Source organism: Halovulum sp. GXIMD14794 (assembly GCF_054457455.1).
On the sequence record NZ_JBTLNF010000013.1, the window covers coordinates 28,801 to 53,915 of the forward strand.

At 63.6% G+C, this 25,115-nt stretch carries 26 protein-coding genes; 16 read left to right on the forward strand and 10 right to left on the reverse strand.

Translation table 11 applies throughout. The features are described from left to right. The first annotated feature begins 17 nt into the window (after positions 1-17). From ACW9UR_RS24645 to ACW9UR_RS24680, 8 genes are all read left to right on the forward strand, one after another. A complete protein-coding gene (locus ACW9UR_RS24645) occupies positions 18-1,784 on the forward strand; it encodes an extracellular solute-binding protein (RefSeq protein WP_458919731.1) in 1,767 nt (588 codons plus the stop codon). 144 nt (positions 1,785-1,928) lie between these two features. Next, positions 1,929-2,777 carry a sugar phosphate isomerase/epimerase family protein gene (locus tag ACW9UR_RS24650; protein ID WP_458919732.1) on the forward strand — a complete coding sequence of 283 codons (849 nt, stop codon included), beginning with the start codon at positions 1,929-1,931 and terminating at the stop codon, positions 2,775-2,777. A gap of 20 nt (positions 2,778-2,797) precedes the next feature. Continuing rightward, complete coding sequence (locus tag ACW9UR_RS24655; protein ID WP_458919733.1) at positions 2,798-3,961, forward strand: M24 family metallopeptidase; 1,164 nt, start codon at positions 2,798-2,800, stop codon at positions 3,959-3,961. Continuing rightward, complete coding sequence (locus ACW9UR_RS24660) at positions 3,958-4,914, forward strand: ABC transporter permease (protein ID WP_458919734.1); 957 nt, start codon at positions 3,958-3,960, stop codon at positions 4,912-4,914. The genes ACW9UR_RS24655 and ACW9UR_RS24660 overlap by 4 nt, the downstream gene beginning before the upstream one ends. Beyond that, positions 4,911-6,425 (forward strand): sugar ABC transporter ATP-binding protein, encoded by a 1,515-nt coding sequence (locus tag ACW9UR_RS24665; protein ID WP_458919735.1) that lies wholly within the window; start codon positions 4,911-4,913, stop codon positions 6,423-6,425. Before ACW9UR_RS24660 ends, ACW9UR_RS24665 begins: the two co-directional genes overlap by 4 nt. Continuing rightward, positions 6,422-7,432 carry an ABC transporter permease gene (locus ACW9UR_RS24670; protein WP_458919736.1) on the forward strand — a complete coding sequence of 337 codons (1,011 nt, stop codon included), beginning with the start codon at positions 6,422-6,424 and terminating at the stop codon, positions 7,430-7,432. Before ACW9UR_RS24665 ends, ACW9UR_RS24670 begins: the two co-directional genes overlap by 4 nt. Further along, positions 7,429-8,418: a sugar ABC transporter substrate-binding protein gene (locus ACW9UR_RS24675; RefSeq protein ID WP_458919737.1), complete on the forward strand. Its 990-nt coding sequence runs from the start codon at positions 7,429-7,431 to the stop codon at positions 8,416-8,418. Before ACW9UR_RS24670 ends, ACW9UR_RS24675 begins: the two co-directional genes overlap by 4 nt. A gap of 69 nt (positions 8,419-8,487) precedes the next feature. Beyond that, entirely contained in the window at positions 8,488-8,979 is a 492-nt protein-coding gene (locus ACW9UR_RS24680) for a VOC family protein (protein WP_458919738.1), read from the forward strand. A 44-nt stretch (positions 8,980-9,023) separates the two neighbouring features. Here the strand turns inward: ACW9UR_RS24680 and ACW9UR_RS24685 are convergent, their stop codons facing one another. From ACW9UR_RS24685 to dctP, 8 genes are all read right to left on the reverse strand, one after another. Then, entirely contained in the window at positions 9,024-10,220 is a 1,197-nt protein-coding gene (locus ACW9UR_RS24685; protein WP_458919739.1) for a Gfo/Idh/MocA family protein, read from the reverse strand. A 111-nt stretch (positions 10,221-10,331) separates the two neighbouring features. Continuing rightward, on the reverse strand, positions 10,332-11,060 hold the full coding sequence (locus ACW9UR_RS24690; RefSeq protein ID WP_458919740.1) for an HpcH/HpaI aldolase family protein: 729 nt from the start codon (positions 11,058-11,060) through the stop codon (positions 10,332-10,334). Between the two features lie 15 nt (positions 11,061-11,075). Further along, positions 11,076-11,897, reverse strand: coding sequence for an IclR family transcriptional regulator domain-containing protein (locus ACW9UR_RS24695; RefSeq protein WP_458919741.1), 822 nt, complete (start codon positions 11,895-11,897; stop codon positions 11,076-11,078). 10 nt (positions 11,898-11,907) lie between these two features. Beyond that, complete coding sequence (gene araD, locus ACW9UR_RS24700; RefSeq protein WP_458919742.1) at positions 11,908-13,638, reverse strand: L-arabinonate dehydratase; 1,731 nt, start codon at positions 13,636-13,638, stop codon at positions 11,908-11,910. A 14-nt stretch (positions 13,639-13,652) separates the two neighbouring features. Further along, positions 13,653-13,787, reverse strand: a complete 135-nt coding sequence (locus ACW9UR_RS24705) for a hypothetical protein (RefSeq protein WP_458919743.1) — start codon at positions 13,785-13,787, stop codon at positions 13,653-13,655. Continuing rightward, positions 13,784-15,097, reverse strand: coding sequence for a TRAP transporter large permease (locus ACW9UR_RS24710; protein ID WP_458919744.1), 1,314 nt, complete (start codon positions 15,095-15,097; stop codon positions 13,784-13,786). The genes ACW9UR_RS24705 and ACW9UR_RS24710 overlap by 4 nt, the downstream gene beginning before the upstream one ends. Continuing rightward, positions 15,094-15,615, reverse strand: coding sequence for a TRAP transporter small permease subunit (locus tag ACW9UR_RS24715; RefSeq protein WP_458919745.1), 522 nt, complete (start codon positions 15,613-15,615; stop codon positions 15,094-15,096). The genes ACW9UR_RS24710 and ACW9UR_RS24715 overlap by 4 nt, the downstream gene beginning before the upstream one ends. Before the next feature lie 59 nt (positions 15,616-15,674). Continuing rightward, the gene (gene dctP / locus ACW9UR_RS24720; RefSeq protein WP_458919746.1) at positions 15,675-16,700 is read right to left on the reverse strand and encodes a TRAP transporter substrate-binding protein DctP; all 1,026 of its coding nucleotides are present in this window, start codon (positions 16,698-16,700) and stop codon (positions 15,675-15,677) included. Here dctP and ACW9UR_RS24725 point away from each other — a divergent pair. From ACW9UR_RS24725 to ACW9UR_RS24745, 5 genes are all read left to right on the forward strand, one after another. Next, positions 16,699-17,454 (forward strand): sigma-70 family RNA polymerase sigma factor, encoded by a 756-nt coding sequence (locus tag ACW9UR_RS24725; protein WP_458919747.1) that lies wholly within the window; start codon positions 16,699-16,701, stop codon positions 17,452-17,454. The two genes, dctP and ACW9UR_RS24725, sit on opposite strands and share 2 nt — an antisense overlap. Positions 17,455-17,805: 351 nt before the next feature. Then, positions 17,806-18,810 carry an ABC transporter substrate-binding protein gene (locus ACW9UR_RS24730; RefSeq protein WP_458919748.1) on the forward strand — a complete coding sequence of 335 codons (1,005 nt, stop codon included), beginning with the start codon at positions 17,806-17,808 and terminating at the stop codon, positions 18,808-18,810. Between the two features lie 74 nt (positions 18,811-18,884). Then, positions 18,885-19,652 carry an ABC transporter ATP-binding protein gene (locus ACW9UR_RS24735; protein WP_458919749.1) on the forward strand — a complete coding sequence of 256 codons (768 nt, stop codon included), beginning with the start codon at positions 18,885-18,887 and terminating at the stop codon, positions 19,650-19,652. Next, the gene (locus ACW9UR_RS24740; protein ID WP_458919750.1) at positions 19,588-20,445 is read left to right on the forward strand and encodes an ABC transporter permease; all 858 of its coding nucleotides are present in this window, start codon (positions 19,588-19,590) and stop codon (positions 20,443-20,445) included. Before ACW9UR_RS24735 ends, ACW9UR_RS24740 begins: the two co-directional genes overlap by 65 nt. A 12-nt stretch (positions 20,446-20,457) precedes the next feature. Continuing rightward, positions 20,458-21,948, forward strand: coding sequence for an amidohydrolase family protein (locus tag ACW9UR_RS24745; RefSeq protein WP_458919751.1), 1,491 nt, complete (start codon positions 20,458-20,460; stop codon positions 21,946-21,948). A gap of 252 nt (positions 21,949-22,200) precedes the next feature. On the opposite strand, the gene ACW9UR_RS24750 is transcribed toward ACW9UR_RS24745, so the two are convergent. After that, positions 22,201-22,434: a hypothetical protein gene (locus ACW9UR_RS24750; protein WP_458919752.1), complete on the reverse strand. Its 234-nt coding sequence runs from the start codon at positions 22,432-22,434 to the stop codon at positions 22,201-22,203. A gap of 81 nt (positions 22,435-22,515) precedes the next feature. Between ACW9UR_RS24750 and ACW9UR_RS24755 the strand changes: the two genes are divergently transcribed. From ACW9UR_RS24755 to ACW9UR_RS24765, 3 genes are read left to right on the forward strand one after another with little or no spacing between them, the layout of a single operon-like run. Beyond that, entirely contained in the window at positions 22,516-22,935 is a 420-nt protein-coding gene (locus tag ACW9UR_RS24755; RefSeq protein ID WP_458919753.1) for a hypothetical protein, read from the forward strand. Further along, a complete protein-coding gene (locus ACW9UR_RS24760) occupies positions 22,932-23,459 on the forward strand; it encodes a plastocyanin/azurin family copper-binding protein (RefSeq protein ID WP_458919754.1) in 528 nt (175 codons plus the stop codon). The genes ACW9UR_RS24755 and ACW9UR_RS24760 overlap by 4 nt, the downstream gene beginning before the upstream one ends. Further along, positions 23,456-24,145, forward strand: a complete 690-nt coding sequence (locus ACW9UR_RS24765) for an RNA polymerase sigma factor (protein ID WP_458919755.1) — start codon at positions 23,456-23,458, stop codon at positions 24,143-24,145. Before ACW9UR_RS24760 ends, ACW9UR_RS24765 begins: the two co-directional genes overlap by 4 nt. Positions 24,146-24,296: 151 nt before the next feature. Here ACW9UR_RS24765 and ACW9UR_RS24770 read toward each other — a convergent pair whose 3' ends face one another. After that, positions 24,297-24,980, reverse strand: coding sequence for an SOS response-associated peptidase (locus ACW9UR_RS24770; RefSeq protein ID WP_458919780.1), 684 nt, complete (start codon positions 24,978-24,980; stop codon positions 24,297-24,299). Between the last annotated feature and the right edge of the window lie 135 nt (positions 24,981-25,115).

Genomic DNA, 25,115 nt, shown 5'->3' on the forward strand with positions numbered 1-25,115 from the left:
CCCCCATAGATTTGCAGTTGGGCCGGATTGCCGAGCCCTTTCAGGCACGTTGGCAACCGGCGCGCGGGGGGATAAGCTGCAAGAAGTTCAATTTGAACATTTGGTGCGCGATGGTGAACGAAGACCTGATCAAAACGATAGACCTGCTGGAGCGGATGCGGGAACTGGGGAGTCTTTGGTTCTCGCAATCGGAACAGGACCCATTCATGAACATGAGCCTGCATGTCATGAAGCGCCATTTGACAGGTCAGCTGGTCACACCGACCAGCCTGGCGCAAGCGGCAGGCGTTCCGTACACCACGGCAACCCGGCGCGTTAAGGCGATGCTGGAAATGGGGCTTCTGGACACCAGACCGCGCACCCGAAGCGGACGGACGGTCTCGCTTCATCCAAGCCCGGCGCTGGTCTCGTCTATGACCGGGTATCTGACAGGCATCAGCGCAGCCCTGCGTCAGACACCACTACCTGCGCGGGCAGCCGGCGACGAGAGCCATGTCATTCCGCCCCCTGCCCTCGCCACCTCCACCACTGGATTTGGGACAGCACTGAACATTCTGGTGCCGGATGATCCGGCCTATTCGATCAGCAAAAGGCTGCGGCGCGAGCTGTCATATCTGATGGGCGGCAAGGTGAAATTTACCGGCAGTTCCATCGACGAGTTGCGAAACCGTTTGCTGAATAACGCCCGGCAGGCAATCTCGAGCTTCGACGTGGTCGCGGTAGACTTGCCGTGGATCTCGGAGTTTGCCGGTCGGGGCATGCTGACCCCACTGGAGGAGATCGCCGCACCCGGCCGGATCAACAGCGCGGATTTCGTGTCCTCGGCCTGGCGCGGTACGATCAGCGGCGGGCAGCAGTTCGCGATCCCGATGCTGATAAACCCCCAGCTTCTGTTTTATCGCACCGACCTTTTCCGTCAGGCCGGCTACCAGCCGCCGCAGGACACTCAACAGCTTCTTGACCACGCACGACACCTGCATGATCCGGCGAATGGTAGCTATGGCGTTTCCTGGACCGCTGGACGCGGCGGACCGGTGGGGCAAGCCTTCATCCAGTTCCTAGCCGACCACGGCCAGCCGGTGTTCCACCTCGAACGCTCGGTCGACGGCTACAAGACCGACCAAATCGACCCGACGACGCTGCGACCAGCGATCACCACCGAACGCGGCCATGTCACTGCCCGGTTCATGCTCGACCTTCTGGAGGTCTCGCCGCCCGAGGTGCTGCAATTCGGTTGGGGCGGACAGGTCGACCTGTTACGTGAGGGGCGCGTGGCGATGGCTTACGAATGGGCCAGCCGCGCCGCGCAACTGGTCTCCGCCCGTCCCATCAGGGAACTCGGTTATCTGCCGCACCCGGTCGGGATCGTTCCCGGCTTCCGCGAGCAGCGCAACGGGCTAGCTCCCATCGGCGGCTTTGCGTTTGGCATCCCCGCCAACATCGACCCGGCGCGACTGACGACGGCGTGGAGCGCGATCGAATGGCTATCCTCGCCCGAGGTCATCAAGCTCCTGGTCCAGCACGGCGGCTATGTCACGCCTCGGATCAGTGTCGGTCTGGACCCTGATGTGCGGCGGGTCTCGCCTATGATCGGCGCGGTAGACCGGATGGCGCGGGCCGGGCAGATCCGGCTTTGGCCTCGACCGCCGGTGGCCACCTACTCGTCCGTGGTCGAGATCCTGGGGGAGGAAATTCACGACATGCTTCTGGGCAAACGCGGTATCGCCGAGGCGTTGGGACGCGCCCAGGATCGCGCTGACGCGCTGCACAAACTCGCCTCGTGACCTCGTCGCCCAGATATTCAGTATGAACATTTTCCGCATTGAGGCATCCGAACCCTCCAAGTGATGCTTTCCAGGCAAGGAAGTCAGGGCGCTTCCCGCCAACGAAACACACGGGTGACAGCACGTCACCTGGGGAGGACACAAATGTCGCAGGACAGCTGGAATCTGGGTGTCATCGACTCGGCCTGGTTCGGGTCCGAGTACGAGGGCGTTCCGGGCCTTATCGAGTCTTCGAAGATCGGCTTCGACACTCTCGACTACTTCATCGGCTTCGATCCCGAAGCCATGAACCCGTCCGAACGCGCTGCTTTCGTCGCGCGCGGCGATGACACCGGGCTTCCGGTCATCTCGCTCGTCTGCACAAGCCTCGGCCTCACCGATTTCAATCCGGCTGTGCGAGATTTTCACATTCGCCGCTCGAAGGCGGTTGTCGATCTGGCCGCCGAGTTCAATACCACGCGGAACGTCTGTTTCGTGCCCGGCGAATACATGTTCCAGCGCAAGCTGCTACCTCCCGAAGACGAATGGGCTCTGCTGATCGACGCGACGCGGCAGGTCGGTCAACGGGCCGCCGAGAAAGGTCTCGAGGTAGCGCTGGAATTGCTGCCATTCGAGCATGCCTTCATCAACTCGGTCGAGTCCATGGAGCGGATTCTCGACGACGTCGGCCTCGACAATGTGAAGGCGACCATCGACATCTCACACATGTGGCTGGAGCGGATCCGCCCTGATGACCTGCTGCGCTTCAAGGACCGGGTCGCACATGTCCACATCTCGGATTGCGACGGCGAGAACCACGGCGACCTGCCGCCCGGCCGGGGCAATACTCCATTCCTCGACTATCTCTGTGCGATCCGCGAAACCGGGTTCTCTGGCACCGTCTCTTTGGAGTTGGAGTTTCCTCCGGACCCAGCCCAGATGCGTGCCTGGGTCGCTGAAGGTTTCGAGTCCACCCGCGCCCTGCTGGCGGACGCCGGCGTGCGTCCGGCCTGACAGACCGGGGCACAACCACAATGCAGATACCATTCGACAGCAGCCGGCTGGACGCGCTCATGGACCGTGACGGCCTCGACGTTCTGATCGCGACCTCAAAGCACAACGTACAGTACCTGACCGGTGGACACAGGTTTCATTTCTTCGACTATATGGACGCCATCGGTCTCAGCCGCTACCTGCCAGCCGTGGTCTACCTGCGCGGCAGGCCGCAGGATACGGCCTATTTCGGCAACGCGATGGAAACGCCGACCGAACCCTGGCCACCGATCTCGCACACCGGCTACTGGGGAACGCGGGACACCTGCGCGTCCATTGTCACCCATCTTCAGAATCTGGGCGTGCCGCAGAAGCACATTGGCGCAGAGCTTGGCTTTCTTCCCGCTGACGCCTATCTGGCGCTGACCTCGGCCTTTCCGGACGCCACCCTGTCGGATTGCGTCGTACCGCTCGAGCGGTTGCGCGCCATCAAGACCGAGGACGAGATCCGGAAGCTGCGCTTCGCCTCGGAGGGGGCTGTGGCCTCGATGATGGCGGTGATGCAGACCCACGGACCGGGCACGCCCAAACGGGCCCTGGCCGAAGCCCTCCGCCGCGAGGAAACCTCGCGCGGGCTGCAGTTCGAGTACTGCCTTTGTACGCTGGGCCAGAGCTTCGACCGGGCACCCAGCGACCAGGTCTGGCAAGAGGGCGAGATCATCTCGCTCGACTCGGGCTGCAATTTCCACGGCTACATCGGCGATCTCTGCCGCATGGGCATCCTCGGAGAGCCCGACGCGGAACTCGAGGATCTTCTGGCCGAGATCGAGTCCGTCCAGCAAGCCGCACGAAAGGTTGTCGCCCCCGGCAAGACTGGGTCCGAGGTGATGCATGCGGGCCTTTCGGCACTGGCGGCTGCTCCCAACCGCGAAGTGACCAGCTTTGTCGCCCACGGCATGGGGCTGGTCAGCCACGAAGCGCCACGGATGACCGGCAACGGACCTGTCCCCTATCCCGGAGCCGACGCGGACGAGCCGCTTCAGCCTGGAATGGTCACTTCGGTCGAGACGACGATGCTTCATCCCGAGCGCGGCTTCATAAAGCTCGAGGACACGGTCCTTGTCACCCCAGACGGCAACGAGGGTCTTGGCGATACCGCACGGGGCTGGACCCGGGCGGGCACTGTTGAGGGACAGGGCGCATGAGCATTGCCGAACCAGCGCACTCCGCGCGACCCGTCCTCTTGCCCGTGCTGCTGGCCGCCGGATCGGTCGCGTTTCTGGCAATAATGTATGTCTACGCGCCCAGTTTCTTTCGGCTGAACAACTTGATCAACGTTCTGGTGCAGGCGTCCATCCTCGGGATTCTGGCGGTCGGTCTGTGCTTCGTGTTCGTCGGTGGCGGGATCGACCTCTCGATGCCCGCGACGCTCGCCTTCGCCGGGATCATCGGCGCGATACTGATGCGGGACATGCAGACAGTATGGATCGGCCCGCTTGCGATGCTGGCGATCGGTGCGGGGATCGGCGCGTTCAACGGGTTCGCGGTCGGCTTTCTGGGGATGACACCTTTCGTGGTCACGCTGGCCACGATGACCATCGTCGGCGGCATCTCGGTCTGGCTGACCGGGTCGCAGAGCATCTACGGGCATCCTTACCTGTTCGAGGACATCTTCCTGTATCGCATCCTCGGCCTGCCGATGTCGGTATGGATCTTCCTGCTCGTCACAGTCCTTGGACAGGTGGTAATGGAGCGTGCACCGTTCGGACGGATGCTGCGCGCCGCGGGGTTCAACGCGCGCGCCGCCACCATCGCGCGCGTTCCGACACGCAGGGTGGTGTGTATGTCCTATGTCCTCGCAGGACTCGCGGCTGGCCTCACGGCTATCCTGCTGGTCGCCCGGCTCGGCTCGGCCTCGGCGAAACTGGGCAGCGATGCGCTTCTTCTCGACATCATCAGCGCATGCGTGATCGGGCGAGTCAGCATCTATGGCGGTATCGGCACCCCCTTCGGCGTCGCAATCGGGGCGCTTGTGGTCACGCTGATCACCAATCTCCTGAACATGGTCGGCATCGCCTTCTTCGCCAGCCTTGTCGTCAAGGGCTGCATCATCCTGGCTCTGGTCTATTTCGACACCGTCATGCGAGCCCGCAGATGACTCAGTCTCCTCGCCTCGAAATGGAGAATATCGCGAAGCGCTTTGGCGCAATCCACGCACTTACCGACGGCAACCTTTCGGTCCAAGCGGGAGAGATCCACGCACTCATGGGGGCAAATGGCGCGGGCAAAAGCACGCTGATGAACGTGCTGGGCGGCGTCTTCGCCCCGAGCGCAGGACAGATCCTATTGGACGGAGAGGCCGTCACCTTTTCGTCGGCCCGCGCGGCGGCCCGCGCCGGGATCGCCGTCGTCCACCAGGAACTGACCACCCTCGGCAGCATGACCGTTGCCGAAAACGTCTTTATCGACGCGTTCCCCGGCTCGTCCCGGCGCATCGACCGAGAAATCATGCGCGACCGCACGGCCGATCTCCTGGCGCTGGTCGGCTGCCACGCATCGCCGGACATGCCTGTCGAGAGGCTCAGCACCGGCGACCGGCAACTGCTTGAGATCGCCCGCGCCATGAAATCCGACCCGCGCGTGATTATCCTGGACGAGCCGACTTCGTCGCTGTCGCTACCCGAACGCCAGAAATTGTTCGCCCTCATGCGCACGATTCGAAACAGGGGCGCGGCGTTGATCTTCATCACGCATTTCCTCGAAGAGATATTTGCCGTCTGCGACCGGGTCACGGTGATGCGCGACGGTGCGACCGTCATGACCAGCAACATCGACCACGTTTCGCCTGAGGCAGTGGTGCAGCAGATGCTCGGTAACCGGCACGAAACCGAGCGCATCCGCAGGCAGCACGTCCCACCGGGCGCACCACTTCTGTCCGTCACGGGGCTGACGGGCGGACCACTGGTCAACGGCATCGACCTTCGCCTCCACCGCGGCGAGATTGTCGGTCTCTGGGGACTACTCGGATCCGGCAGGACAGAAACAGTCCGGACGCTGATGGGGCTTGATCCGGCAAAATCGGGCAGCCTGCAACTGCACGATGAAGCAGGCACCGCGAAAAAAGTCGAGCCGGCTCAGTTGCGCCGGATCACGGGGCTCGTCACCGAGGATCGCCGAGGCGAAGGTATGATCCTGCCCTACTCGATCGCGCACAACATCTCGCTGCCCGCGCTGGATCGCTTTCGGACGCGCTTCGGCCTTCTAAGCCGCCGCGACGAACGAGATACCGCGCGGCGCATGATTGACCGGGTCGGCGTCAAGGCATCCTCGGCGGAACAGCCGGTCGGTACGCTGTCCGGCGGCAACCAGCAGAAGGTCGTCTTTGCCCGCTGGCTGAACCTCGCGCCTGACATCTACGTGCTGGACGAGCCGACGCGGGGTCTCGACACCGGGGCCAAGACCGAAATCCTGCGGCTGATTGTCGAACTGGCCGAACGGGGCGCAGCGATCCTGATCATCTCGTCGGAACTGGAGGAGTTGATGCGTGTCGCTGACCGCTACCTGATCATGCGGCGCGGCCGGATTGCCCAAACCCTGCCCGGCACTGCAGATCGAGATGCGCTGATGCGCGCAGTTTCAGTTACCGAAACCACGGAGGACGCCGCATGACCCCCCGCCTGTCCGCAATGCTGGGGAATTACGCCGGGATCGGCACAATGTTGATCGCCGTCGCGATCGGGTTCTCGTTCGCCGCGCCAAGTTTCGCCACACTGACCAACTTCATGACTATGCTTCATGACATGGGCCCCATAACACTGGCGGCCTGCGCCATCGGCATGGTCATCCTGTGCGGCAAGATCGATATCTCGGTCGGCTCGATTGCCTTCCTGTCCGCTTCGGTCGGCGCGCTGATCATGGAGGCCACCACGCTGCCGCCGGCAGCCGGCTTCCTGCTGATCCTCACCGTCGCCATCCTACTGGGGGCCGTCAACGGCTTTCTCGTCGCCATCCTGCGGATCGACGCACTGATCGCCACGCTAGGTACGATGATCGCCTTTCGGGGCCTCGGCCTAGTGCTGACCGAGGCGCGCGTAATCAACCTGCCCGAGGCGGCACGATCTTGGGGAAACACGCGCATCGGACCTGTTTTTGTAGACGCCCTGATCATCGCGGCGATCATTTTTGCAGCGCATTACCTCTATCGCCGCACCCGGTTCGGGCGTCATGTGAACGCGGTGGGTGACGACGAGGATGTCGCCCGCCGTATCGGTATCCCGGTACGCAGGACGGTATTCCTTGTCTTTGTGCTCTCGGGTGCCCTGTCGGGTCTATCGGCCATTGCCAGCTACAACCAAGTTGGCTCGGTCAGTGGTTTCCTGGGCCGCGGACTTGAGTTCGACGCCATCGCCGCAGCGGTCGTCGGCGGGGTCAGCCTGAGCGGCGGCCGAGGATCGATCCTGCCCGGCATAGTGCTGGGAGCCTTCGCCTTCCAGATGATATCGAACGGGCTGAACCTCATCAGTGCCGACCCCTATATCTATCAGGTCATCACAGGCGTTCTGATCTTCGCAGCCATGTATGTCGACGCGCTCAAACGGGGACAATTTTCGTTGCTGGCCCGCCTCGCGCGTCCTGGAAAGCAACAACAACAATCACCCAAGGGAGCAAACGCATGACACGCTGGACCAAAACCACGGCACTATCCGCCCTACTTGCCATAGTGGCAGGACCGGTATCTTCAGCCGAGCCCAAAGTGATCGGTCTGTCTTGGAATGCCAAGGAAAACGCCATCGTCGTCGCATGGGAGCGCTACATGCTGGCCGAGGCTGAGCGCCAGGGACCGGACGCGGGCTATGAGTTCTCGTTCGTGATCAATGTGGCCGATGCCGACCCGACCCGGCAGGCCGCAAATATCGAGGATCTCATCAACCAAGGCGTAGACGTCATCATCGCCCGAGGCGAGGATTCGGCCGCCATCGGCTCGTCGATCCGCGCGGCTCAGCGTGCCGGGATCCCATTCATCACCTTCGACAAGACCTCGTCCACCGCGCAGCCGGCGGCGCATGTGGGCGGCGACACCTATGAACAGGCGATCACCACCTCCGAGGCATTCGTCGAAATGATCGAAAAAGAGGGCATCGATGCCAAGTGCATCGAGCTTCAAGGTGCGCTGAAGGACAACAACTCGATTTATCGGCACGATGCGTGGACGCTTGTGACCTCGAAGTCGGACAGCGTCGAAACTTTGCAGACCGTGCCGACCGAATGGAACCCCGAGCTGTTCCGTTCAGGCACGGTCAACGGGTTCACGGCTAACCCCGAGGCGAACTGCATGTTCCTTGCCAGCGACTTTCCGATCTCAGCCGTCCGCGCGGCGCTGGAAAGCCTGGATCGCTGGGCGCCGCAGGGTGAACCGAACCATGTCTACATCGCAACGCAGGATCTGTTCCCCGAGGCGGTCACCCTGATGGAACAGGGTTATATCGATGTTGGCACCACCTATGACGCTTACGAGCATGCCAGGGAAGCGTTGCGCGTGGTCACCGCCCTGCTCGACGGAGAGGATCCGGCCTGCGGCGAACGTGGATGCCTGAAAGCAGGCCGCGTCGTCACCCCGGCAAATATCGCGCAGACCGACAACCTCTGGTCCCGCGAAAGATAAGCAAAAGCCCCCGCGCCAGCACTAGCCTGCGCGGGGCCAACAATCATACCAACAGAGGGTTTCCGGGGAATGCCAAGACCAGTCGCAATCAATCACGTCGGCGCGGTGGTAACCGACATCGAGGCCGCTATCACCTGGTATCGGGATGTCATGGGGTTCGGCCTTGTATCGGGACCATTCGATCTGAAGCCGGGCGATCGCAGCGGCAGGCAGGCCCAAGAAGTCCTAGGTAAACAGTTGCAGCATCTACGGATCGCTCACATGAGCACCGGCAATGGTGTCGGCTTTGAGCTGTTCGAGCCGGTGGATCCGCCCTTCGAGCAGCGCGAGAACGCCGTTGAATTTTGGCGCTCGGGCTTTTTCCACATCTGTGTAACCGATCCCGATGTCGAGGGCCTGGTCGCGCGTATCGTGGAAACAGGTGGCCAGCAAATCTCGGATTTCTGGGCAGAGCGTCCCCCCTCGGAAGACTATCGGATGTGCTATTGCGCAGACCCGTTCGGCAACGTCGTCGAGATCTACTCGCACCAATACGAGAACATGCAGGCCCATAAGGGCTAGGACTGGCGCCTGAACTCGGCGGGGCGCCTGCCCCGCCGTATTGCTCAGGCCGTGCGCCCGAAATCCACCCAGGTGCCGCCAGCCTCGTGGCTGTCGGCACAGGCGTGGATGAACCGTACGCCCTGCGCACCGTCGATCCCGGTCGGCAGTTCGACCAGGCCCTCGGGCAGCGGCTGGCCGGAGACCTCGGCCGCGATCGCCACGCCGATCTCGGCGTAGAGGTTCGCCCAGGCATCGCTCAGCGCCTCGGGGTGGCCGCGCGGCAGATGCACCAGCCGCTCCGCCTCAGGGCAGAGGCCGACGCCCTTGCCGCGCAGGATATGCCGCTCGGGCTCGTTCAGCGGCGCGTGCACCAGCCGTTCGGGATGCTCCTGGTCCCAGCTCAGCCCGCCCTTCTCGCCCCAGATCCGCATCCGGAGGCCACAGTATTGCCCCGGCGCAGCCTGCGTGACCCAGAGAAGACCGGGCACGCCGCCCTCCATCCGCAGGTTGACGTAGGCCGTATCCTCGAGGTCCTTCGGCGCACCGCAGACATGGAAATCGGCCCGCAGCGCGTCGATGTCGAGCCCGGTGGTGTAGTGCAGCAGGTGGTAGGCATGGGTGCCGATATCCCCCATCGCCGAGGATCGCCCGGCCTTCTCGGGGTCCATCCGCCAGGCCCGCCCCTTGATCGAAGGATCGGGGGCTTCGGTTGCCCATTCCTGCAGGTACTCCACATTCACCTGTCTGATACGGCCCAGATCGCCGTTCAGGATCATGTGCCGCGCCTGCCGGACCATGGCGTGGAATGCGAACGGATACGTGATGTAGAGCTTCGGCCCGCCGTCGCGGCCATGGAGCGCCAGCACCTCGGCATCGTCGAGCCGCGTGGTCATCGGCTTGTCGAGGATCACATTTATCCCGGCATCGAGGAATGCCTTGGCGATCTCGAAATGCGTCCAGTTCGGCGTGCAGATCGATACCGCGTCGATCCCGTCCGGGCGCGCCGCCTCGGCGCGGGCCATCTCGGCAAAATCTGCGTAGCTGCGATCCTCGGGGATCATCCAGCGCGCGGCCGAGGCCCGCGCCCGTTCGGGATCCGAGGACAGGGCGCCGGCGACGATCTCCCAATGGTTGGAGAGCCGCGCGCCCGCCGAGTGCCAGTCCCCGACGAGGGCGCCGATGCCGCCGCCCACGAACCCCAGGCGCAAGCGGCGGTCAAGCAATGGCTGCCGCAGCGGCGCGCGCATATCGATGGTCAATCCGGATTCCTCCCTCGGGCGTTGTTTGGGCGATCCTAGAGGCGGACGAGCCCTGGGGGAAAGCCCGAGATGTTCAGTTCGGACATCTCCCCGTTCGCCGGGCGGATCCGCTCAGATGTCCTTGAAAAAGCTGGTGATCGCCTTGTGCTCGCTGGCCAGCAGGAAGACGTTGGCGCCTGCGTCGCGCCACTCCGGGATCTCTGCCGCACTTCCGACGAACAGTGCCGAGGATTTCCCGGCGCCCACTGTCTCGTCGATCACCGCCCGCGTCAGTTCGGCGACGCGCGCGTGCCCCGCGTCGAAGATCCCCATGGACGCGCCAAGATCGGCGCGGCCCACGAAACAGGCGTCGATGCCATCGACCCGCGCGATTTCGGCCGCGTTCGCGGCGGCGGCTTCGCTCTCGATCTGGGCGATGATCACCGTGCCTTCCGCCCGCTCGACCAGGTCCGCCGCCGGAATGGAACCATAACCGCCGCCCCGGTTGGTACCCGCAAAGCCACGGCCGCCGGGAACATAGCGCGTGCGGGCAACGATCGCCTCGGCCTGCGCCGCCGAGCCGACATGCGGCACGACGATCCCCGCCGCGCCCATGTCGAGCACCCGAAGGATCGAGCCTGCACTGTCGTCGATCAGCCGCACCAGCACCGGAAGACCCGAGGCCCGACCCGCAAGAATGCAGCGGTCGATCTCGGCCAGGGTGAAGGGCGCGTGCTCGGCGTCCAGCACGAGGAAATCCAGATCCGTGCCCGCGAGCACTTCGACCAAAACGTGATGGGGCGTCTTGAGGAACGTGCCCAACAGCGGCTCCCGCGCCGCCAGCCGCGTCTTCAGGTTCATGCGCCCCCCTGCACCTCAGGCATTGTGCCGAAGAAAATCGGCATAGGTTTGGGAAATGTCCTCGGCAGCCGCCAGCACCGGCTCCAGGTAGTGCGCCGCGACCTCGTCCGCGGTCATCCGGGTCGAGAATTGCGAGATGATCAGCGCCAACTTGATCGCCCCGGCATGATCCCGGACCGGCACCGCCAGCGAGACGAGACTGTCCTCAAGCTCGCCCTCGGACACCGCGTATCCCCGCATGCGGATCTCGGCCGCGTCGGCCAGCATCGTGTCGGGATCCGTGATCGTGCGCGACGCGACCTGCCCCGGACTGTGAGCCGCGAACCAGTCGCGGATCGCCGCATCCTCCAGCGTCGCCAGCAGCAATTTGCCACCGGCCGAAGCGTGCGCCGGAAGCCGGTCGCCAAGCGCCAGCTGCGATGCATAGACCCGCCTCGACGGATCGCGGCAGAGGAACATCACGTCCGGCCCGCTGAGCGAGACGATGGAACAGGGGCAGTCGATCTGCGTCGCGAGCCGCCGGACCTTGTCGGCCAGCATCGACAGGATGCTGTTGCCGGCAAGGAACGACCGCGAGATCGCAAGGCACCGCGCAGTCAGCTGGTATCCCTCGTTGGTGCGATCGAGATACCCCATCGCGTGTAACGTCAGGATCAGCCGCCGCGCGGTGGCCCGGCTGGTACCCAAACGGTCCGCCGCGCTCTGAAAGGTGATCGTCCGCAGATCCGGGCCGAACATCTCCATCACGGCAATGCCCTTGGCTAGGGTCAACGAGTAGTTCTTCGGGTTGTCCCCGAAGAGGTCCTCGCCGATCTGCGGTTTCGCCTCGTCGGACACGACCCCGCCTTCAGAAGATTTTCGGCTCGGGGACGCGCGGTCCGGCCCCGGTCTGAAGAAAATCGAAGTCACAACCGTCATGCGCCTGTGAGACATGGGTCGCGTACATCCTGCCGAAACCACGGCCATAGGGCTCCTGCGGCTGGACCCAGTCCGCGCGGCGCTGCGCCAGTTCGTCGTCCGACACCTCCATGTGGATGCTCCGCTCGGGGATGTTGACGCTGATCATGTCGCCCGTGCGCAGCAGCGCCAGTGGGCCGCCGACATGCGCTTCGGGCGAGACGTGCAGTACGCAGGCGCCATAGCTGGTGCCGCTCATCCGCGCGTCCGAAAGGCGCAGCATGTCGCGCACTCCGGCCTTCACCAGCTTGCCCGGAATCGGCAGCATGCCCCATTCCGGCATCCCCGGCCCACCCACGGGCCCGGCATTGCGCAGGACCATTACGCTGTCCTCGGTCACGTCCAGATCGTCGTCGTCGATGCGGGCCTTCAACTCTTCATAGCTGTCGAAGACCAGCGCCGGGCCGGTGTGCACCTGGAACTTCTCGCTGCAGGCCGACGGCTTGATCACGCAGCCGTCGGGCGCAAGGTTGCCCTTGAGCACGGCCAGCGCGCCTTCGGCATAGATCGGGTTGTCGACGCCGCGGATCACGTCGTCATTATAGACCCTGGCCCCGGCAATATCCTCGGACAGCGGACGCCCGGTGACCGAGATCATCCCAAGGTCCAGATGCTCGGTGATCCGCGACATGAGGGCGGGCAGCCCCCCTGCGTAGAAGAAATCCTCCATCAGGTAGGTATCGCCGCTGGGGCGCACGTTCGCCACCACCGGTACCTTGCGGCTGGCGCGGTCGAAATCCTCCAGCGAAACGTCCACGCCTGCTCGCCTTCCGATGGCGATCAGGTGGATGATCGCATTGGTCGAGCATCCCATCGCCATCGCGACCGCAATCGCGTTCTGCACCGAGGCAGGCTTGATGATGTCCGAGGGCTTCAGGTCGTCCCACACCATGTCGACGATCCGTCGACCGGCGTTCTTGCTCATGGCGATGTGGTTGGAATCGGGCGCGGGGATCGACGAGGCACCCGGCAGCGTCGTGCCCAGTGCGTCCGCGATCGCCGTCATGGTCGAGGCCGTGCCCATGGTCATGCAGTGACCATAGCTGCGGGCGATGCCGCGCTCGACCCCTTTCCAGTCCTCGCGGGTGATGTTGCCGGCGCGCAGTTCGTCCCAGTATTTCCAGCTGTCCGAACCCGAACCGAGCGTCTTGCCCTGCCAGTTGCCACGCAGCATCGGACCCGCCGGAATGTAGATCGCGGGAACGTCCATGCTGATCGCGCCCATCAGCAGGCCCGGCGTGGTCTTGTCGCAACCGCCCATCAGTACGACACCGTCGATCGGGTGCGAGCGGATCAGCTCCTCGGTCTCCATCGCCAGCAGGTTCCGGTACAGCATCGCCGAGGGCTTCACGAACTGCTCGGCCAGCGAGATCGCGGGCAGTTCCAGCGGAAAGCCGCCGGATTGCAGGATACCGGTCTTCACGGATTCGGCCCGCTGCCGGAAATGTGCGTGGCACGGGTTGATGTCCGACCAGGTGTTGATGATCGCGATGATCGGGCGGCCTGACCAGTCCTCGGGATCATAGCCCATCTGCATCATGCGCGACCGGTGGCCGAAGGTGCGCAGGCCCTGGTCGCCAAACCAGCGGTGGGAGCGAAGCGCCTCGGGGTCTTTCTTCATGTCTTTTCCACAACTCATCTGAGGGATCCGGACAGCGCGAACATCACGCCAATCACAGCGGCGGCCAGGACATATCCGGCAAGGTCCGACAGAAGGTCGGCGCGCCTGCCCAGCCTGGGGCCGGTCTTGTGCTCATCTTCGGGTGTCATCGGGAAAGCACCTCCGGAAGGAATGTCGCGATCTGGGGAATGAACAGCACCAGCAGCAAGCCAGCGATCTGCATCAGCACGAACGGCCAGACCGAGGCGAAGATCTCCTGCAAGGTGACATCCGTCGGCGCGACGCTTTTCAGGAAGAAGCAGGCCGGGCCGAAGGGCGGCGACAGGTAGTAGATCTGGATGTTCATAGCGAACAGCACGCCGAACCAGACCGGATCGTAGCCGAACGAGGCAACGACCGGCGCGAAGATCGGCACGGTGATGAAGACGATGGCGATCCACTCCATGAACGTGCCCAGCACAAAGACGATCGCCATCATCAACAGGATGATCAGGATCGGGTGCCACTCCAGCCCGTTCAACGCGCCTTGCAGGAAGCGGCTGCCGCCGATGATGTTGTAGATCCCGACAAGGCTGACAGCGCCGAGTACCAGCCAGATCACCGACCCGACGGTCAGCACAGTCTGCCGGAAGGTGTCGCGCACCATCGTGTAGCTTAGTTGCCCGCGGATCAGTGCAACCAGCAGCGCAGCACAGGCACCGATCGCGGCGGCCTCGGTCACCGAGGCGATCCCGGAGTAGATCGTGCCCATCACGCTCGAGATCACGAACAGCGGTGCGATCAGGTCCCGCAGCGCGCCGAGCTTCGCCTTGCGCCGGTCGCCTTCGCGGGGCGGCGCGACCGGGGCCAGTTCGGGGTTCAACCGACAGCGGGTGTAGATGTAGCCCATGTAGATCACGGCCAGCATCAGCCCCGGCAGCGCGCCGCCTAGAAAGAGATCGGAGATCGAGACGTTCGCGGTAACGCCGTAGACGATCATCACGATACTCGGCGGGATCAGCGTCGCCAGCGCGCCCGAGGCGCAGATAAGCCCGATAGAGAGCTTGCGGTCATAGCCGAGGCGCAGCATCTGCGGCAGCGCCACCATGCCCAGCATGACGATCTCGCCGCCCATGATACCGCTCATCGCGGCCAGGAACACGGCAACTATACAGGTCTGGATGCCCAGCGAACCGGGGAACCGCCCGCCAAGCGTCGCCATGGCGTCGAACAGCCGCTCGGCGATGCCCGAGCGCTCGAGGATCCCGGCCATGAAGACGAACAGCGGAACCGCGACCAGCGAGTAGTTTTCCAGCACGTGGTAGACGTTGCTCGACACCAGGAACAGGCCCGGCGGGCCGAAGTAGATCAGCGCGGTGGCGACCGAGACCAACAGCGTGGCGATCCCGAGGGGGGTGCCCAGAACCATCAGCACGAGTAGCGCCGCGACGATCAGGGCAGTGACGATGGCGATGCTCATGGCTCGATCTCGTTCGGTTTGGCGCTTGCCGGCGACGGCGTACCGAGAAGGGCCAGCGCCAGGTTCGCGACGGTCTGCACCGCGCCCAGGCAGGCGGCTATGAACAGCGTCGGCTTCAGTACGGCGGGCATCGGCGGGTTGAAGGCGCTGCCGGTACGCTCAAGCCGCGTGATGGCCTCGAGCGCGGGCTCGAACGTGGCGACGGCCAGGGCAACGAAGGCGATCAGCGTCAGCACTAGCGTCAGGATATCCAGCACGCGGCGCAGGCCGGGACCCGCCAGGTCATGCAGGAAGGTGATCGCGATATGCCGGTTCTGCTGGCCGACATAGCCGACCGACAGCGCCCAGGCGATCGCGCAAAGGGTGAGACTGATCTCGAAGGCCCAGTCCGACGGCGCGGCGAAGAAATAGCGCATCACCACTTCGCGCACGGCGACCAGGAGCGAGACCAGGTAGAGCGGCGCACAGGCATAGCCGATGGCGATGCTGAGCCGCGATACGAACAGGCTGGCTTGCATGTGTCTTGTCCCGACGGATGGCCGGAGGCACGGTTTCGGGCGCCTCCGGCCCCGCTGAGTTACTCGTCCAGAAGACCGATCAGGCGCAGGTAGTCCGTCTGCGCCTCATAAACGGCGGCGGCGTCCTCGGACTGGCTGGCGGCCCGTTCCCAGGCAACTTTCGCGGCATCGCGGAAGCCCTGACGGTCGGCCGCCGACCAGTCGATGATCTCGAAACCTTCGCGGCCCGCCAGTTCCACGGCGGTGGCGCGATCTTCCAGGTCTGCGGCACGGCGCAGATCGTCGTAGGCGGCGTTGTACCAGACCTCGAGGATGGTCTTGTGCTGCTCGCTCAGCCCTTCCCAGACCCGCTGGTTCAGCGAGAAGCTGTGTACCGCCTGCGAGTGGATGCCCGGATAGATCGGCGCCTTGGCGATCTTGTGCAGGCCCAGCGCCTCGTTGTTGACCAGCGCGCTGGCATCGGCGGCGTCGACCAGCCCGGTTTCGAGCGAGGTGTAGACTTCGCTGAATGGAATGCTGACCGGGGTCGCGCCGACCTCGCGGAACACCTCGGCCGCAAGGCCCTCGGGGGCACGGATCTTCATGCCCTGCATATCCGCAAGCGTGCGGATCGGCGTCGCCGCGACCAGCGCCTCGCGGGCGTAGGGACCGCAGCCGATCACCTGCAGACCGGTCCCGAAGTGGTTGTCATAGAGCCCCTGCAGCACGTCGCGGCCCTTGTCGTTCCGGCAGAAGGTCTGCCCCTGGTCTGGCGTGTCGAATGCCGCGATCAGGTCGCCGAACAACGCGAAGGCCGGATCCTGCCCTGCGAAATAGTTCGCCGTGGTCATCTGCCCGTCCAGAATACCCGCCGAGACCGCCTTCGGTGTTTCGCGATGCGGAACAACCGCGCCCGTGGGCAGCAGTTCGATCTGCAGTTCCCCATCGGTCATGGCCGCCAGCTTGGGCACCCAGATCTCCTGCAGCCGCGACATGACGAAGTCGCCCGCGTTCTGCGCGGTCTGGACGCGCAATGTGGTTTCGGCCACAGCCGGCAGTGCAACGGCTGCGGCGACCGCACCGGCAAGAAGCACACCAAGTTTCATGATTCCTCCTACGAACCGAGAATTTCCTCCGCGTGCTTGGTGCGGTACCGATACTACTTCGTCAAATAATCGATCACTGAGTTCGATTATCGCACACAACGTTCTAAATCAGCGCGTTGGACTAAGAGGCCGACCGGGGCGTATCCGAACTGGTCGCCGCGGAATTGTCCCAGGCGACGCCGAGGCGGAGGACGTCGTCCAGGAAACGTATCTTGCCGCCTTCACCCGGCTGGACCGGTACGAGGAACGGGCACGGTTCTCGACCTGGATCACCCGCATTGCCATCAACAACGCGCGCATGCATCTCCGCCGGACGCGCCCTGCCGAGGAATACGACACCGTGACCGAGGACCGGACCCGCCAGATCGTCGCCTTCCCCGGCAGCCCGCCCGAAGGCGCCGACAGCGCGCTGGGGCGCGCGCAGGCCCGCGCACTGCTCGAGACGGCCATTGCTGCTCTGCCACCAGAGCTGCGTTTGCCCTTCCTGCTGCACGAGGTCGAGGGCATGAAGCTTCGAGAGATCGCGCAGGATCTTTCGATCAACCAGGTGACGCTGCGCACCCGCATGTTCCGCGCCCGCCGCCAGTTGCGCGCCGCCCTCACCGAAAAGGTCTCAAGCGGCTTCGAAGGGGTCTTCCCCTTCGACGGCGCGCGGTGCGCCCGGATGGCGGATAGGGGTGATCGAAGGGCCGAGGGCGCGCGCAAGGTAGAATTCGTTTTTTACCAAATCGTTAGCCAACGAGGTCGCGTCTAGAACTCTCTAAGAAGGCCAATCAATGACGTCACCTTCAGGATTGCATCTCTGATTAAGCCGAACGGCAAACGGCGAGTGGGTCCCTGATCCAAGAGTATTCATCTGAAAAAGTTATTTGATTATCAAGCGGACACTCTCTGAAATTATGATCGCCATTGGGGCAATCTTCGGCGAGTATGCCATTAATTACGCACCGGACGCACCGATCATTTGACACGACCGGATCGCCGCTCGCCCCCTTAGCAAATCTGATCCGACTTTCTACGCCCGGCACACGCCGCCAACACCGCCGCGTGGTTTGCCAACAGGCGCCAATAGGCCGGATTTCACGGGCAAGCAGGGGACCTATCCATGTTCAATCGAACGATGTCGATGATGAAGACCACTCTCACCGCAAGCGCGCTCGGCGCTCTCTTCTTCACACCCGCAGCATCCCAGGACCTCGATAAGGTGACTTTCCAGACCGACTGGATCCCATCCGGGGAGCACGCGATGTACTATGGCGGCTGGTCGAAGGGGATCTTCGAGAAACATGGGATCGATGTGACGATTACCCGTGGGTACGGCTCAGGCGATACCGTTACCAAACTCGCATCCGGCGGCTTCGATTTCGGAGTTGCGGACATCGGGGCCGTGCTTGCTGGCAGGGCCCGGGCCGACATGCCCGTCAAGACGATCTCGATCCTCTACACCCATTCCCCGCACTCGCTCTTCGTTCTCGAAAGCTCCGGGATCACCGATTTCAAGGGACTTGAGGGTAAGCAGATCGGCATCACACCCGGAAACAGTCACCGGCTTTATTTTCCCAAGGTCGCTGAACGCGCCGGCACCGATCCGAGCAAGATCGTATGGGTGAACACGGACGGCGCGGCGATGGCTCCGCTTCTGATCCAGAAGCGTATCGACGCGGCGCCCTTCTATTCGATCCACCACTACTACCAGAACAAGGCCGCTGAAGAAGCTGGCGAGACGATTAGTGTCCTGCCTTTCGAAGAGGTTGGCTTTGCCATCTACGCGGCCTCGATCGTCACAAGCGACAAGATGCTTGAGGAAAATCCTGACCTCGTACGGCGTTTCACCGATGCCATCCACGAGACGTTCACCTGGGCCAAGGAAAACCCCGAGGAAACCTGCGCGCTTCACGTCGAGCGGGTTCCGGAAGTCGCGATGGACGATTGCATGGGCAGCCTCGCCGCTACGCTCGAGTTCGTCTTCAACGAACACTCAGAAATCACCGGCCTCGGCAATTATGACCCCCAGCGGCTGGCTTTCACATGGGAGGTCGTGGCGGAAGCTCAGGAACTGGATCCTGAATGGGATCCGACAAACGCGATCGACACCAGCCAGCTGGACTGACGTGAGTTGCTGCGCGGCGCCATGCACACTTGCTTTCGCCCGCAGCCGCCAAACCGAACAGGAAGTCCAGGTAGATGATTTCGATACGCGATGTCTCACGAATCTTCGAAAGCAGCGACGGCAGCACAGTCCAGGCGCTCGACGCCGTCAGCCTTGATGTCGGCAGCCATGAATTTGTCTCCCTTGTGGGGCCTTCCGGTTGTGGAAAGTCCACGCTGCTGAGGCTCGTCGCCGGGTTGATGCTCCCATCCGCGGGCAAGATCAGCATTGGCGGCGATGCCGTGCGCGAGCCCAGGGTCGATACCGGCCTCGTGTTCCAAAGTCCGACACTCCTACCTTGGGCGAGTATCGAGGAGAACCTGCTGTTTCCCCTCAGGATGCTCCATCGGCCGGTCGATGGCGCTGCACGGCAGACTGCAGCGGAACTGCTCGAACTCGTCGGCCTAGGCGGCTACGGCGGCAAGCGCCCTTCGGAGCTGTCGGGCGGAATGCAGCAGCGTGCGGCGATCTGCAGGGCGCTGATGCACGATCCAGAGACCCTTCTCATGGATGAACCTTTCGGCGCCCTCGACGCGCTGACGCGCGAGGAGATGAGCCTCGAACTACTGCGCATCTGCGCGGAGAGACCCAAGACGGTGATCTTCGTGACCCACTCGATCTCCGAAGCAGTACTGCTTTCGGACCGGGTGGTCGTGATGAGTGCCCGACCCGGACGCGTGCAAGAGGTGATAGATGTGCCCCTGCCTCGTCCCCGAACTTTTGAAATGGAGCGGAGCAATGATTTCCAAGACCGCGTCGAACACATCCGCGACCTCATTTTCTCCAAGCAGGCCGCGGCCTGACAGGATGGCAAGACAAGCGCTGCTCTTGCTCGCACAGTCTGCCGCCGTCCCAGTCCTCTGCCTCGCGGGCCTCTTTATCCTATGGGAAGCCGTTGTGGTATTGTTCCAGTTGCCGGTCTTCCTCTTGCCTGCACCGTCGGTCATCTGGACCGCGACCCTGGAGAATTTCGGCACGCTGATGGGCCATACGGTCGTGACGTTTCGGACCGTCATGTACGGCTTTATCGTCTCGGTTGCGATCAGCCTACCGCTCGCCGTCGCGATCACCTCGTCGCAATGGGTCGCGAACGTGATCTACCCGATGCTGGTGCTGACCCAGTCAATTCCCAAGGTGGCGCTGGCACCGATACTGGTCATCGCGCTCGGCGCCAACGAATTACCGCGCATCGTCGTGACCTTTTTGGTGGCCTTCTTCCCGCTCGTGATTGCGATCGCCACCGGTCTGATGGCTGCCCCGCGCGAGTTGATCGAGCTTGGAAAATCCTACCGAGGATCGACTTGGCAGATCCTCATGAGGATCAAGCTGCCCTATGCAGTGCCAATGATCTTCTCTGGACTGAAGGTCGCCATCACACTTTCGGTGGTAGGCGCAGTGGTCGGGGAATTCGTGAATGCGGATGCCGGCCTTGGCTACTTCATCGTGACCTCGACCGCATTCTTCGAGACACCATTGGCTTTCTCGGCCCTCATAGTCCTGTCATTCATGGGTGTCCTGCTATTCCAACTCGTTTGTATCGTTGAACGCCGACTGTTCCCCTGGTCGCCCGGCGCCGGCGCACAGATCATCGCCTAAGAGGACGCTGATATGAACGACATCAAAATCATCCGAGGCGGTCGCCTTGTCGATATTGACAGGCACGAAGCTCCCGCCACGGACATCTTGCTTCGGGGCGATGAGATCATCGAGACCGGCGGCCCAGGGCTAGCCGCTCCGCCTGATGCCGAAATCATCGACGCCGAGGGCTACCTGATGCACGCTGGTCTCGTGAATGGTCACACCCATGGCCACGGCAATCTTGCGAAGGGCATGGGCGACCGCTGGTCGTTGGAGTTGCTCCTGACAGCGGGTCCCTGGATTTCCGGCGGCCGCGAGCTTGAAGACAAGCGTCTAACCACGGCTATCGGCGCCGTTGAGATGCTACTAAAGGGCTGTACCGCAGCCTATGACCTGACGTTCGAGTTTCCGGGCCCGACCCGCGAGGGGATGGCGGCTGCGGCCGATGCCTACACCGAGGTTGGCATGCGTTGCGTCCTTGCCCCCATGGTCGCCGACATCAGCTTCTTCGAGGCCATTCCCGGACTGATGCAGGAACTCCCCGCGCATCTGCAGAAAGCCGTCGGCGGAATGAAGCTAGATCCCGCCGAGAACACGCTCGCCGCGATCCGCGACGTGGTTGAGAACTGGGGGGCGAACGCCGAGATGGTCCGGCCTGCGGTCGCTCCCACGATACCGCATCACTGCAGCAACGGTTTCCTGACAGGATGCCGAGATATCGCCCATGCTCACGGCATCGGACTTCACAGCCATGTAGCCGAAAGCAAGGTGCAGGTGATCGCCGGGCGTCGCCTGTATGGCAAGTCCTTGCTCGCTCACATGGACGACATGGGTCTCGTCGGCTCGGACTTCGTCGTCGCGCATGGGGTCTGGCTCGACGACGACGACATGAAGCGCCTCGCTGCCAAGGGCGGTCATGTCTCTCACAACGCGGGCTCCAACGCGATCCTCGGGAACGGGATCGCCTATGCCCGAAGGATGCTGGAACTGGGCGTGAACCTCGCGATCGGAACCGATGGGGCCAACTGCTCTGATAATCAGAACATGTACGAGGCGATGCGCGCCGCCCTGTACATGAGCCACGTCCGCGGACCGGACATTGGCCACTGGCTCTCGACATCAGAGATCCTGCGCGCCGCCACGGAAGGTGGCGCAAAGGCGCTTGGTCTCGAGAAGATCGGACGCATCGCCCCAGGCTACAAGGCTGACATCGTGTTCCTTGACCTCGGCCATGTGAACTGGATCCCCTTCAACGATCCGGTCAACCAGATCGTCCAGACCGAAGACGGTAGCGGGGTTCGTCACGTTATGGTCGGAGGCAAGTTCGTGGTGCGGGATCGCACCCCGGTTAACGTAGACATGGCAGCACTGGCACGCGATGCGGAAGCCGCGCGTGCGCGCCTAGAGGTCGTCAATGCTGAGCGGAAAGCGCTATTCAAGCAGCTCTCGCCCATCGTCTCGAGCTTCTGCCCGGGCCTCGCAAAGGAGCCTCTCCACATCCACAGGTTTGCGGCGCGGTGAACAGCGCCGCTGTCAACAGCGGCACAAAATCCGGCCACAGGTCGGAGCAAAGTTCGGCCAGTCTAGGGGTGACTGGCGCCACCGGGGATTACTCGACTGGTTTACTGGCCATTTTGCTTGAGATCGGCACATCGACCCCACCGGCTGGTCCTGCTCAGCGGTGCCGGTGGGACACCATATCGGACGAGATGATCGCTTTCAGTTCGTCGCGTAGGACCTCTTCTCCAAGCTGATACTCCCGACACGCGTCGATCAGCGTGTGGAACGGGCGATGTGGCAACCGACACACAGCATGCCCCGCTTCACGAATACAGAAGCTGTCTCAGGCCAGGTCCTGAACATCTCGTCCATGGTCAGGTCAGGATCGTCGATATCCGCCAGCATCACATGTCCGCCCTTTGTGATCTGGTCAATTTCCCACATCTGCAGCCCGTAGAGTTTGCGCGCGCGCAAGTCCGGACCTGAAGCGGAACGACGATCAGTCACCCGCCGGGAACGTTTTCCGAGTCGCTGCATCTAACGGGGCGTGTGCCGGACAATCGGCACGGCTTGGAAAAGGATATCGACATGATCAGACCGTTCGCCCTGGGGGCCGCGATCGCCGTGGCCAGCGCTGCCGGCGCGCTGGCCCACGACGAGGAAATGCTGCGCCAGGCGCCTCCGGGGGCGCCCTTCGTTCAGGTCAGCGACGTGCTGCCCCTGCCCGAGTTCATTCCCGGCCTCGGCACGCTTTTCGCCAATCCCGACATGCTGCCGGCCGGCCCGTTCCTGGCCTACGACCACGACGGGCTGCTTTCGGCTACGGTCTACATGACCCCGATCGAGGAGTTGGAGAACGGCACCGCCTACGACGGTCTGGGGATCGGGTCGCACACGGTCTCCGGCGTCGACATCTATTTCAATGCCGGGCACCCGGGCGTCGAGGTCCCCCATGCTCACGTCGTATTGTTCCACGACGAGGACGCCAAGGCGCGGTTGGCCGAATGAGCGCCTCGCGCCGCCGGATCCTGGCACTGGGGGGCGGCCTTGGCGCCGCCCTCCTCCTGCCCCGCCGCCCGCTGGCCGCCTCGGTCGAGGTCATCGAAATGAGGGGCACCGCACGCGGCGAACGGATCTGGTTCGCCCCGCTCGGCCTTGTGATCCCACCGGGCACCACGCTGCGGTTCGTCAACAAGGATCCCGGCAACAGCCACACGGCCACCGCCTATCACCCGGCGAACTTCGACCGCTCGCGGCGGATCCCGAGCGCCGCCCAGGCCTGGGACAGCGACTTCCTGCTCCCGGACGAGAGCTTCGATGTGACGCTCAGCGCGCCGGGGGTCTATGATTATTACTGCGTCCCGCACGAGCACGCGGGCATGGCCGGGCGGATCGTGGTCGGCACCCCGCAGGATCCCGACTTCGAAGGCGCGGCCCCAGCGGATGAGGACCTGCCGCCCGAGGTCGCCGCCACACTACCGTCGGTCGAGGCGATCCTTGCCAGCGGCCGGATCGAGGGGGAGGACCGATGACAGCGACTGCACGCAAGACAGAGCACCCGGCCGACCGGAGCGAGTCCGAACTGGTCGCCGCGGCGCGTCTCGGTGACGAGACCGCGATCCGCGAGCTGATCCGCCGCCTGAACCCGAGGCTCTTCCGCATCGCCCGCGGCATTGTCCCGGGCGACGCCGAGGCGGAGGACGTCGTCCAGGAAACGTACCTTGCCGCCTTCACCCGACTGGACCGGTACGAGGAACGGGCACGGTTCTCGACCTGGATCACCCGCATTGCCATCAACAACGCGCGGATGCATCTCCGCCGGACGCGCACCGCCGAGGAATACGACACCGTGACCGAGGACCGGACCCGCCAGATCGTCGCCTTCCCCGGCAGCCCGCCCGAAGGCGCCGACAGCGCGCTGGGGCGCGCGCAGGCCCGCGCACTGCTCGAGACGGCCATTGCTGCTCTGCCACCAGAGCTGCGTTTGCCCTTCCTGCTGCACGAGGTCGAGGGCATGAAGCTTCGAGAGATCGCGCAGGATCTTTCGATCAACCAGGTGACGCTGCGCACCCGCATGTTCCGCGCCCGCCGCCAGTTGCGCGCCGCCCTCACCGAAAAGGTCTCAAGCGGCTTCGAAGGGGTCTTCCCCTTCGACGGCGCGCGGTGCGCCCGGATGGCGGATCGGGTGATCGAAGGGCTGAGGGCGCGCCGCGGATAGGGATTGGCAATCCCGACGCAGCTACTACTGACGTCATCCGTTTCCATGTGCAGCGTTGGTAGGTCTGCAAGCCCTCGACCGACTGCACCACAAATCGCGACATCGTCCAGAACGTGCTCACCGCAGTCCACGCATACGTTTTGGTGCCGCGCTACCCCCGCGCGTTTCCGCCATCCGAACGCTCGCCCTCGCCTTTCGAGACAATCTGCATCCGATCGGCGGGGAAGGGCTTGAGGAGCACGAAAGCCTCCTCTGCGGAGCCGTCCATCCAGGTCTCGTAGTCCTCAGGTGCCAGGATCACCGGCATGCGCGCGGGGTGCACGGGCTTCACCAGCTCGTTCGGCGTTGTGGTGATCATCGTGTAGGTCTCGGCCTTTCCCGGGCCGTCCTTCGTCTCGTAGCGCGACAGGCGCCAGAGACCGGCGAAGGCGAAAGGCGGCCGCGGTTCGTCGCCCGCCATGGCGAACCAGTGGTAGATGGCTGGATTGCGGCCCTTGGCCTCGCAGAAGCTCGAGCCGGGTACCAGGCAGCGGCGCTTTTGGAAGCTCTCCTTCCAGAGCGAGGCGCGCTGCAGCTTGTCGTCGCGCGCGTTGTTCCAGGCGTTCGGCTTGATGAGGTTGCCGGTCTTCTTCGAGCGGTTCGTCGTACGAAAGCCCCAGGCGAGGCTCACGAGTTCGCGTTCACCGTCCTCCGCCTTGCGCACGACGGGGCCGTCGTAATTCGGATAGATCGCCGGCAGCGGCTCGAAGTTCCCGAGCCGGTCGCGCCCGGGAGCGACCGAGAAGAGCTGCCGCATGGCCTGCTGCGCGGTGGTGGCAGAATAGAGGTTGCACATGGGCCGCAGAATAGGGGCTTTTCCGCGCCGCGCTACTGTTCTTGGCAACCAAAATGCTTCCTCGTGGACCCGAAACGACGTCTCGGATTCTCAGAGAGCCTCCCCACGCCGGAGCCTTGAGCCGAGGATGCAACT

Bases quoted from the DNA above. Each gene is read 5' to 3' on its own strand.
- ACW9UR_RS24675 (WP_458919737.1), top strand. From the start codon at position 7,429: ATGACACGCTGGACCAAAACCACGGCACTATCCGCCCTACTTGCCATA.
- ACW9UR_RS24715 (WP_458919745.1), bottom strand. From the start codon at position 15,615: ATGCAAGCCAGCCTGTTCGTATCGCGGCTCAGCATCGCCATCGGCTAT.
- ACW9UR_RS24665 (WP_458919735.1), top strand. From the start codon at position 4,911: ATGACTCAGTCTCCTCGCCTCGAAATGGAGAATATCGCGAAGCGCTTT.
- ACW9UR_RS24765 (WP_458919755.1), top strand. From the start codon at position 23,456: ATGACAGCGACTGCACGCAAGACAGAGCACCCGGCCGACCGGAGCGAG.
- ACW9UR_RS24755 (WP_458919753.1), top strand. From the start codon at position 22,516: ATGATCAGACCGTTCGCCCTGGGGGCCGCGATCGCCGTGGCCAGCGCT.
- dctP (WP_458919746.1), bottom strand. From the start codon at position 16,700: ATGAAACTTGGTGTGCTTCTTGCCGGTGCGGTCGCCGCAGCCGTTGCA.
- ACW9UR_RS24705 (WP_458919743.1), bottom strand. From the start codon at position 13,787: ATGACACCCGAAGATGAGCACAAGACCGGCCCCAGGCTGGGCAGGCGC.
- ACW9UR_RS24725 (WP_458919747.1), top strand. From the start codon at position 16,699: ATGATTCCTCCTACGAACCGAGAATTTCCTCCGCGTGCTTGGTGCGGT.
- ACW9UR_RS24690 (WP_458919740.1), bottom strand. From the start codon at position 11,060: ATGAACCTGAAGACGCGGCTGGCGGCGCGGGAGCCGCTGTTGGGCACG.
- ACW9UR_RS24740 (WP_458919750.1), top strand. From the start codon at position 19,588: ATGATTTCCAAGACCGCGTCGAACACATCCGCGACCTCATTTTCTCCA.
- araD (WP_458919742.1), bottom strand. From the start codon at position 13,638: ATGAAGAAAGACCCCGAGGCGCTTCGCTCCCACCGCTGGTTTGGCGAC.
- ACW9UR_RS24760 (WP_458919754.1), top strand. From the start codon at position 22,932: ATGAGCGCCTCGCGCCGCCGGATCCTGGCACTGGGGGGCGGCCTTGGC.
- ACW9UR_RS24710 (WP_458919744.1), bottom strand. From the start codon at position 15,097: ATGAGCATCGCCATCGTCACTGCCCTGATCGTCGCGGCGCTACTCGTG.
- ACW9UR_RS24660 (WP_458919734.1), top strand. From the start codon at position 3,958: ATGAGCATTGCCGAACCAGCGCACTCCGCGCGACCCGTCCTCTTGCCC.
- ACW9UR_RS24680 (WP_458919738.1), top strand. From the start codon at position 8,488: ATGCCAAGACCAGTCGCAATCAATCACGTCGGCGCGGTGGTAACCGAC.
- ACW9UR_RS24745 (WP_458919751.1), top strand. From the start codon at position 20,458: ATGAACGACATCAAAATCATCCGAGGCGGTCGCCTTGTCGATATTGAC.
- ACW9UR_RS24655 (WP_458919733.1), top strand. From the start codon at position 2,798: ATGCAGATACCATTCGACAGCAGCCGGCTGGACGCGCTCATGGACCGT.
- ACW9UR_RS24730 (WP_458919748.1), top strand. From the start codon at position 17,806: ATGTTCAATCGAACGATGTCGATGATGAAGACCACTCTCACCGCAAGC.
- ACW9UR_RS24770 (WP_458919780.1), bottom strand. From the start codon at position 24,980: ATGTGCAACCTCTATTCTGCCACCACCGCGCAGCAGGCCATGCGGCAG.
- ACW9UR_RS24670 (WP_458919736.1), top strand. From the start codon at position 6,422: ATGACCCCCCGCCTGTCCGCAATGCTGGGGAATTACGCCGGGATCGGC.
- ACW9UR_RS24735 (WP_458919749.1), top strand. From the start codon at position 18,885: ATGATTTCGATACGCGATGTCTCACGAATCTTCGAAAGCAGCGACGGC.
- ACW9UR_RS24650 (WP_458919732.1), top strand. From the start codon at position 1,929: ATGTCGCAGGACAGCTGGAATCTGGGTGTCATCGACTCGGCCTGGTTC.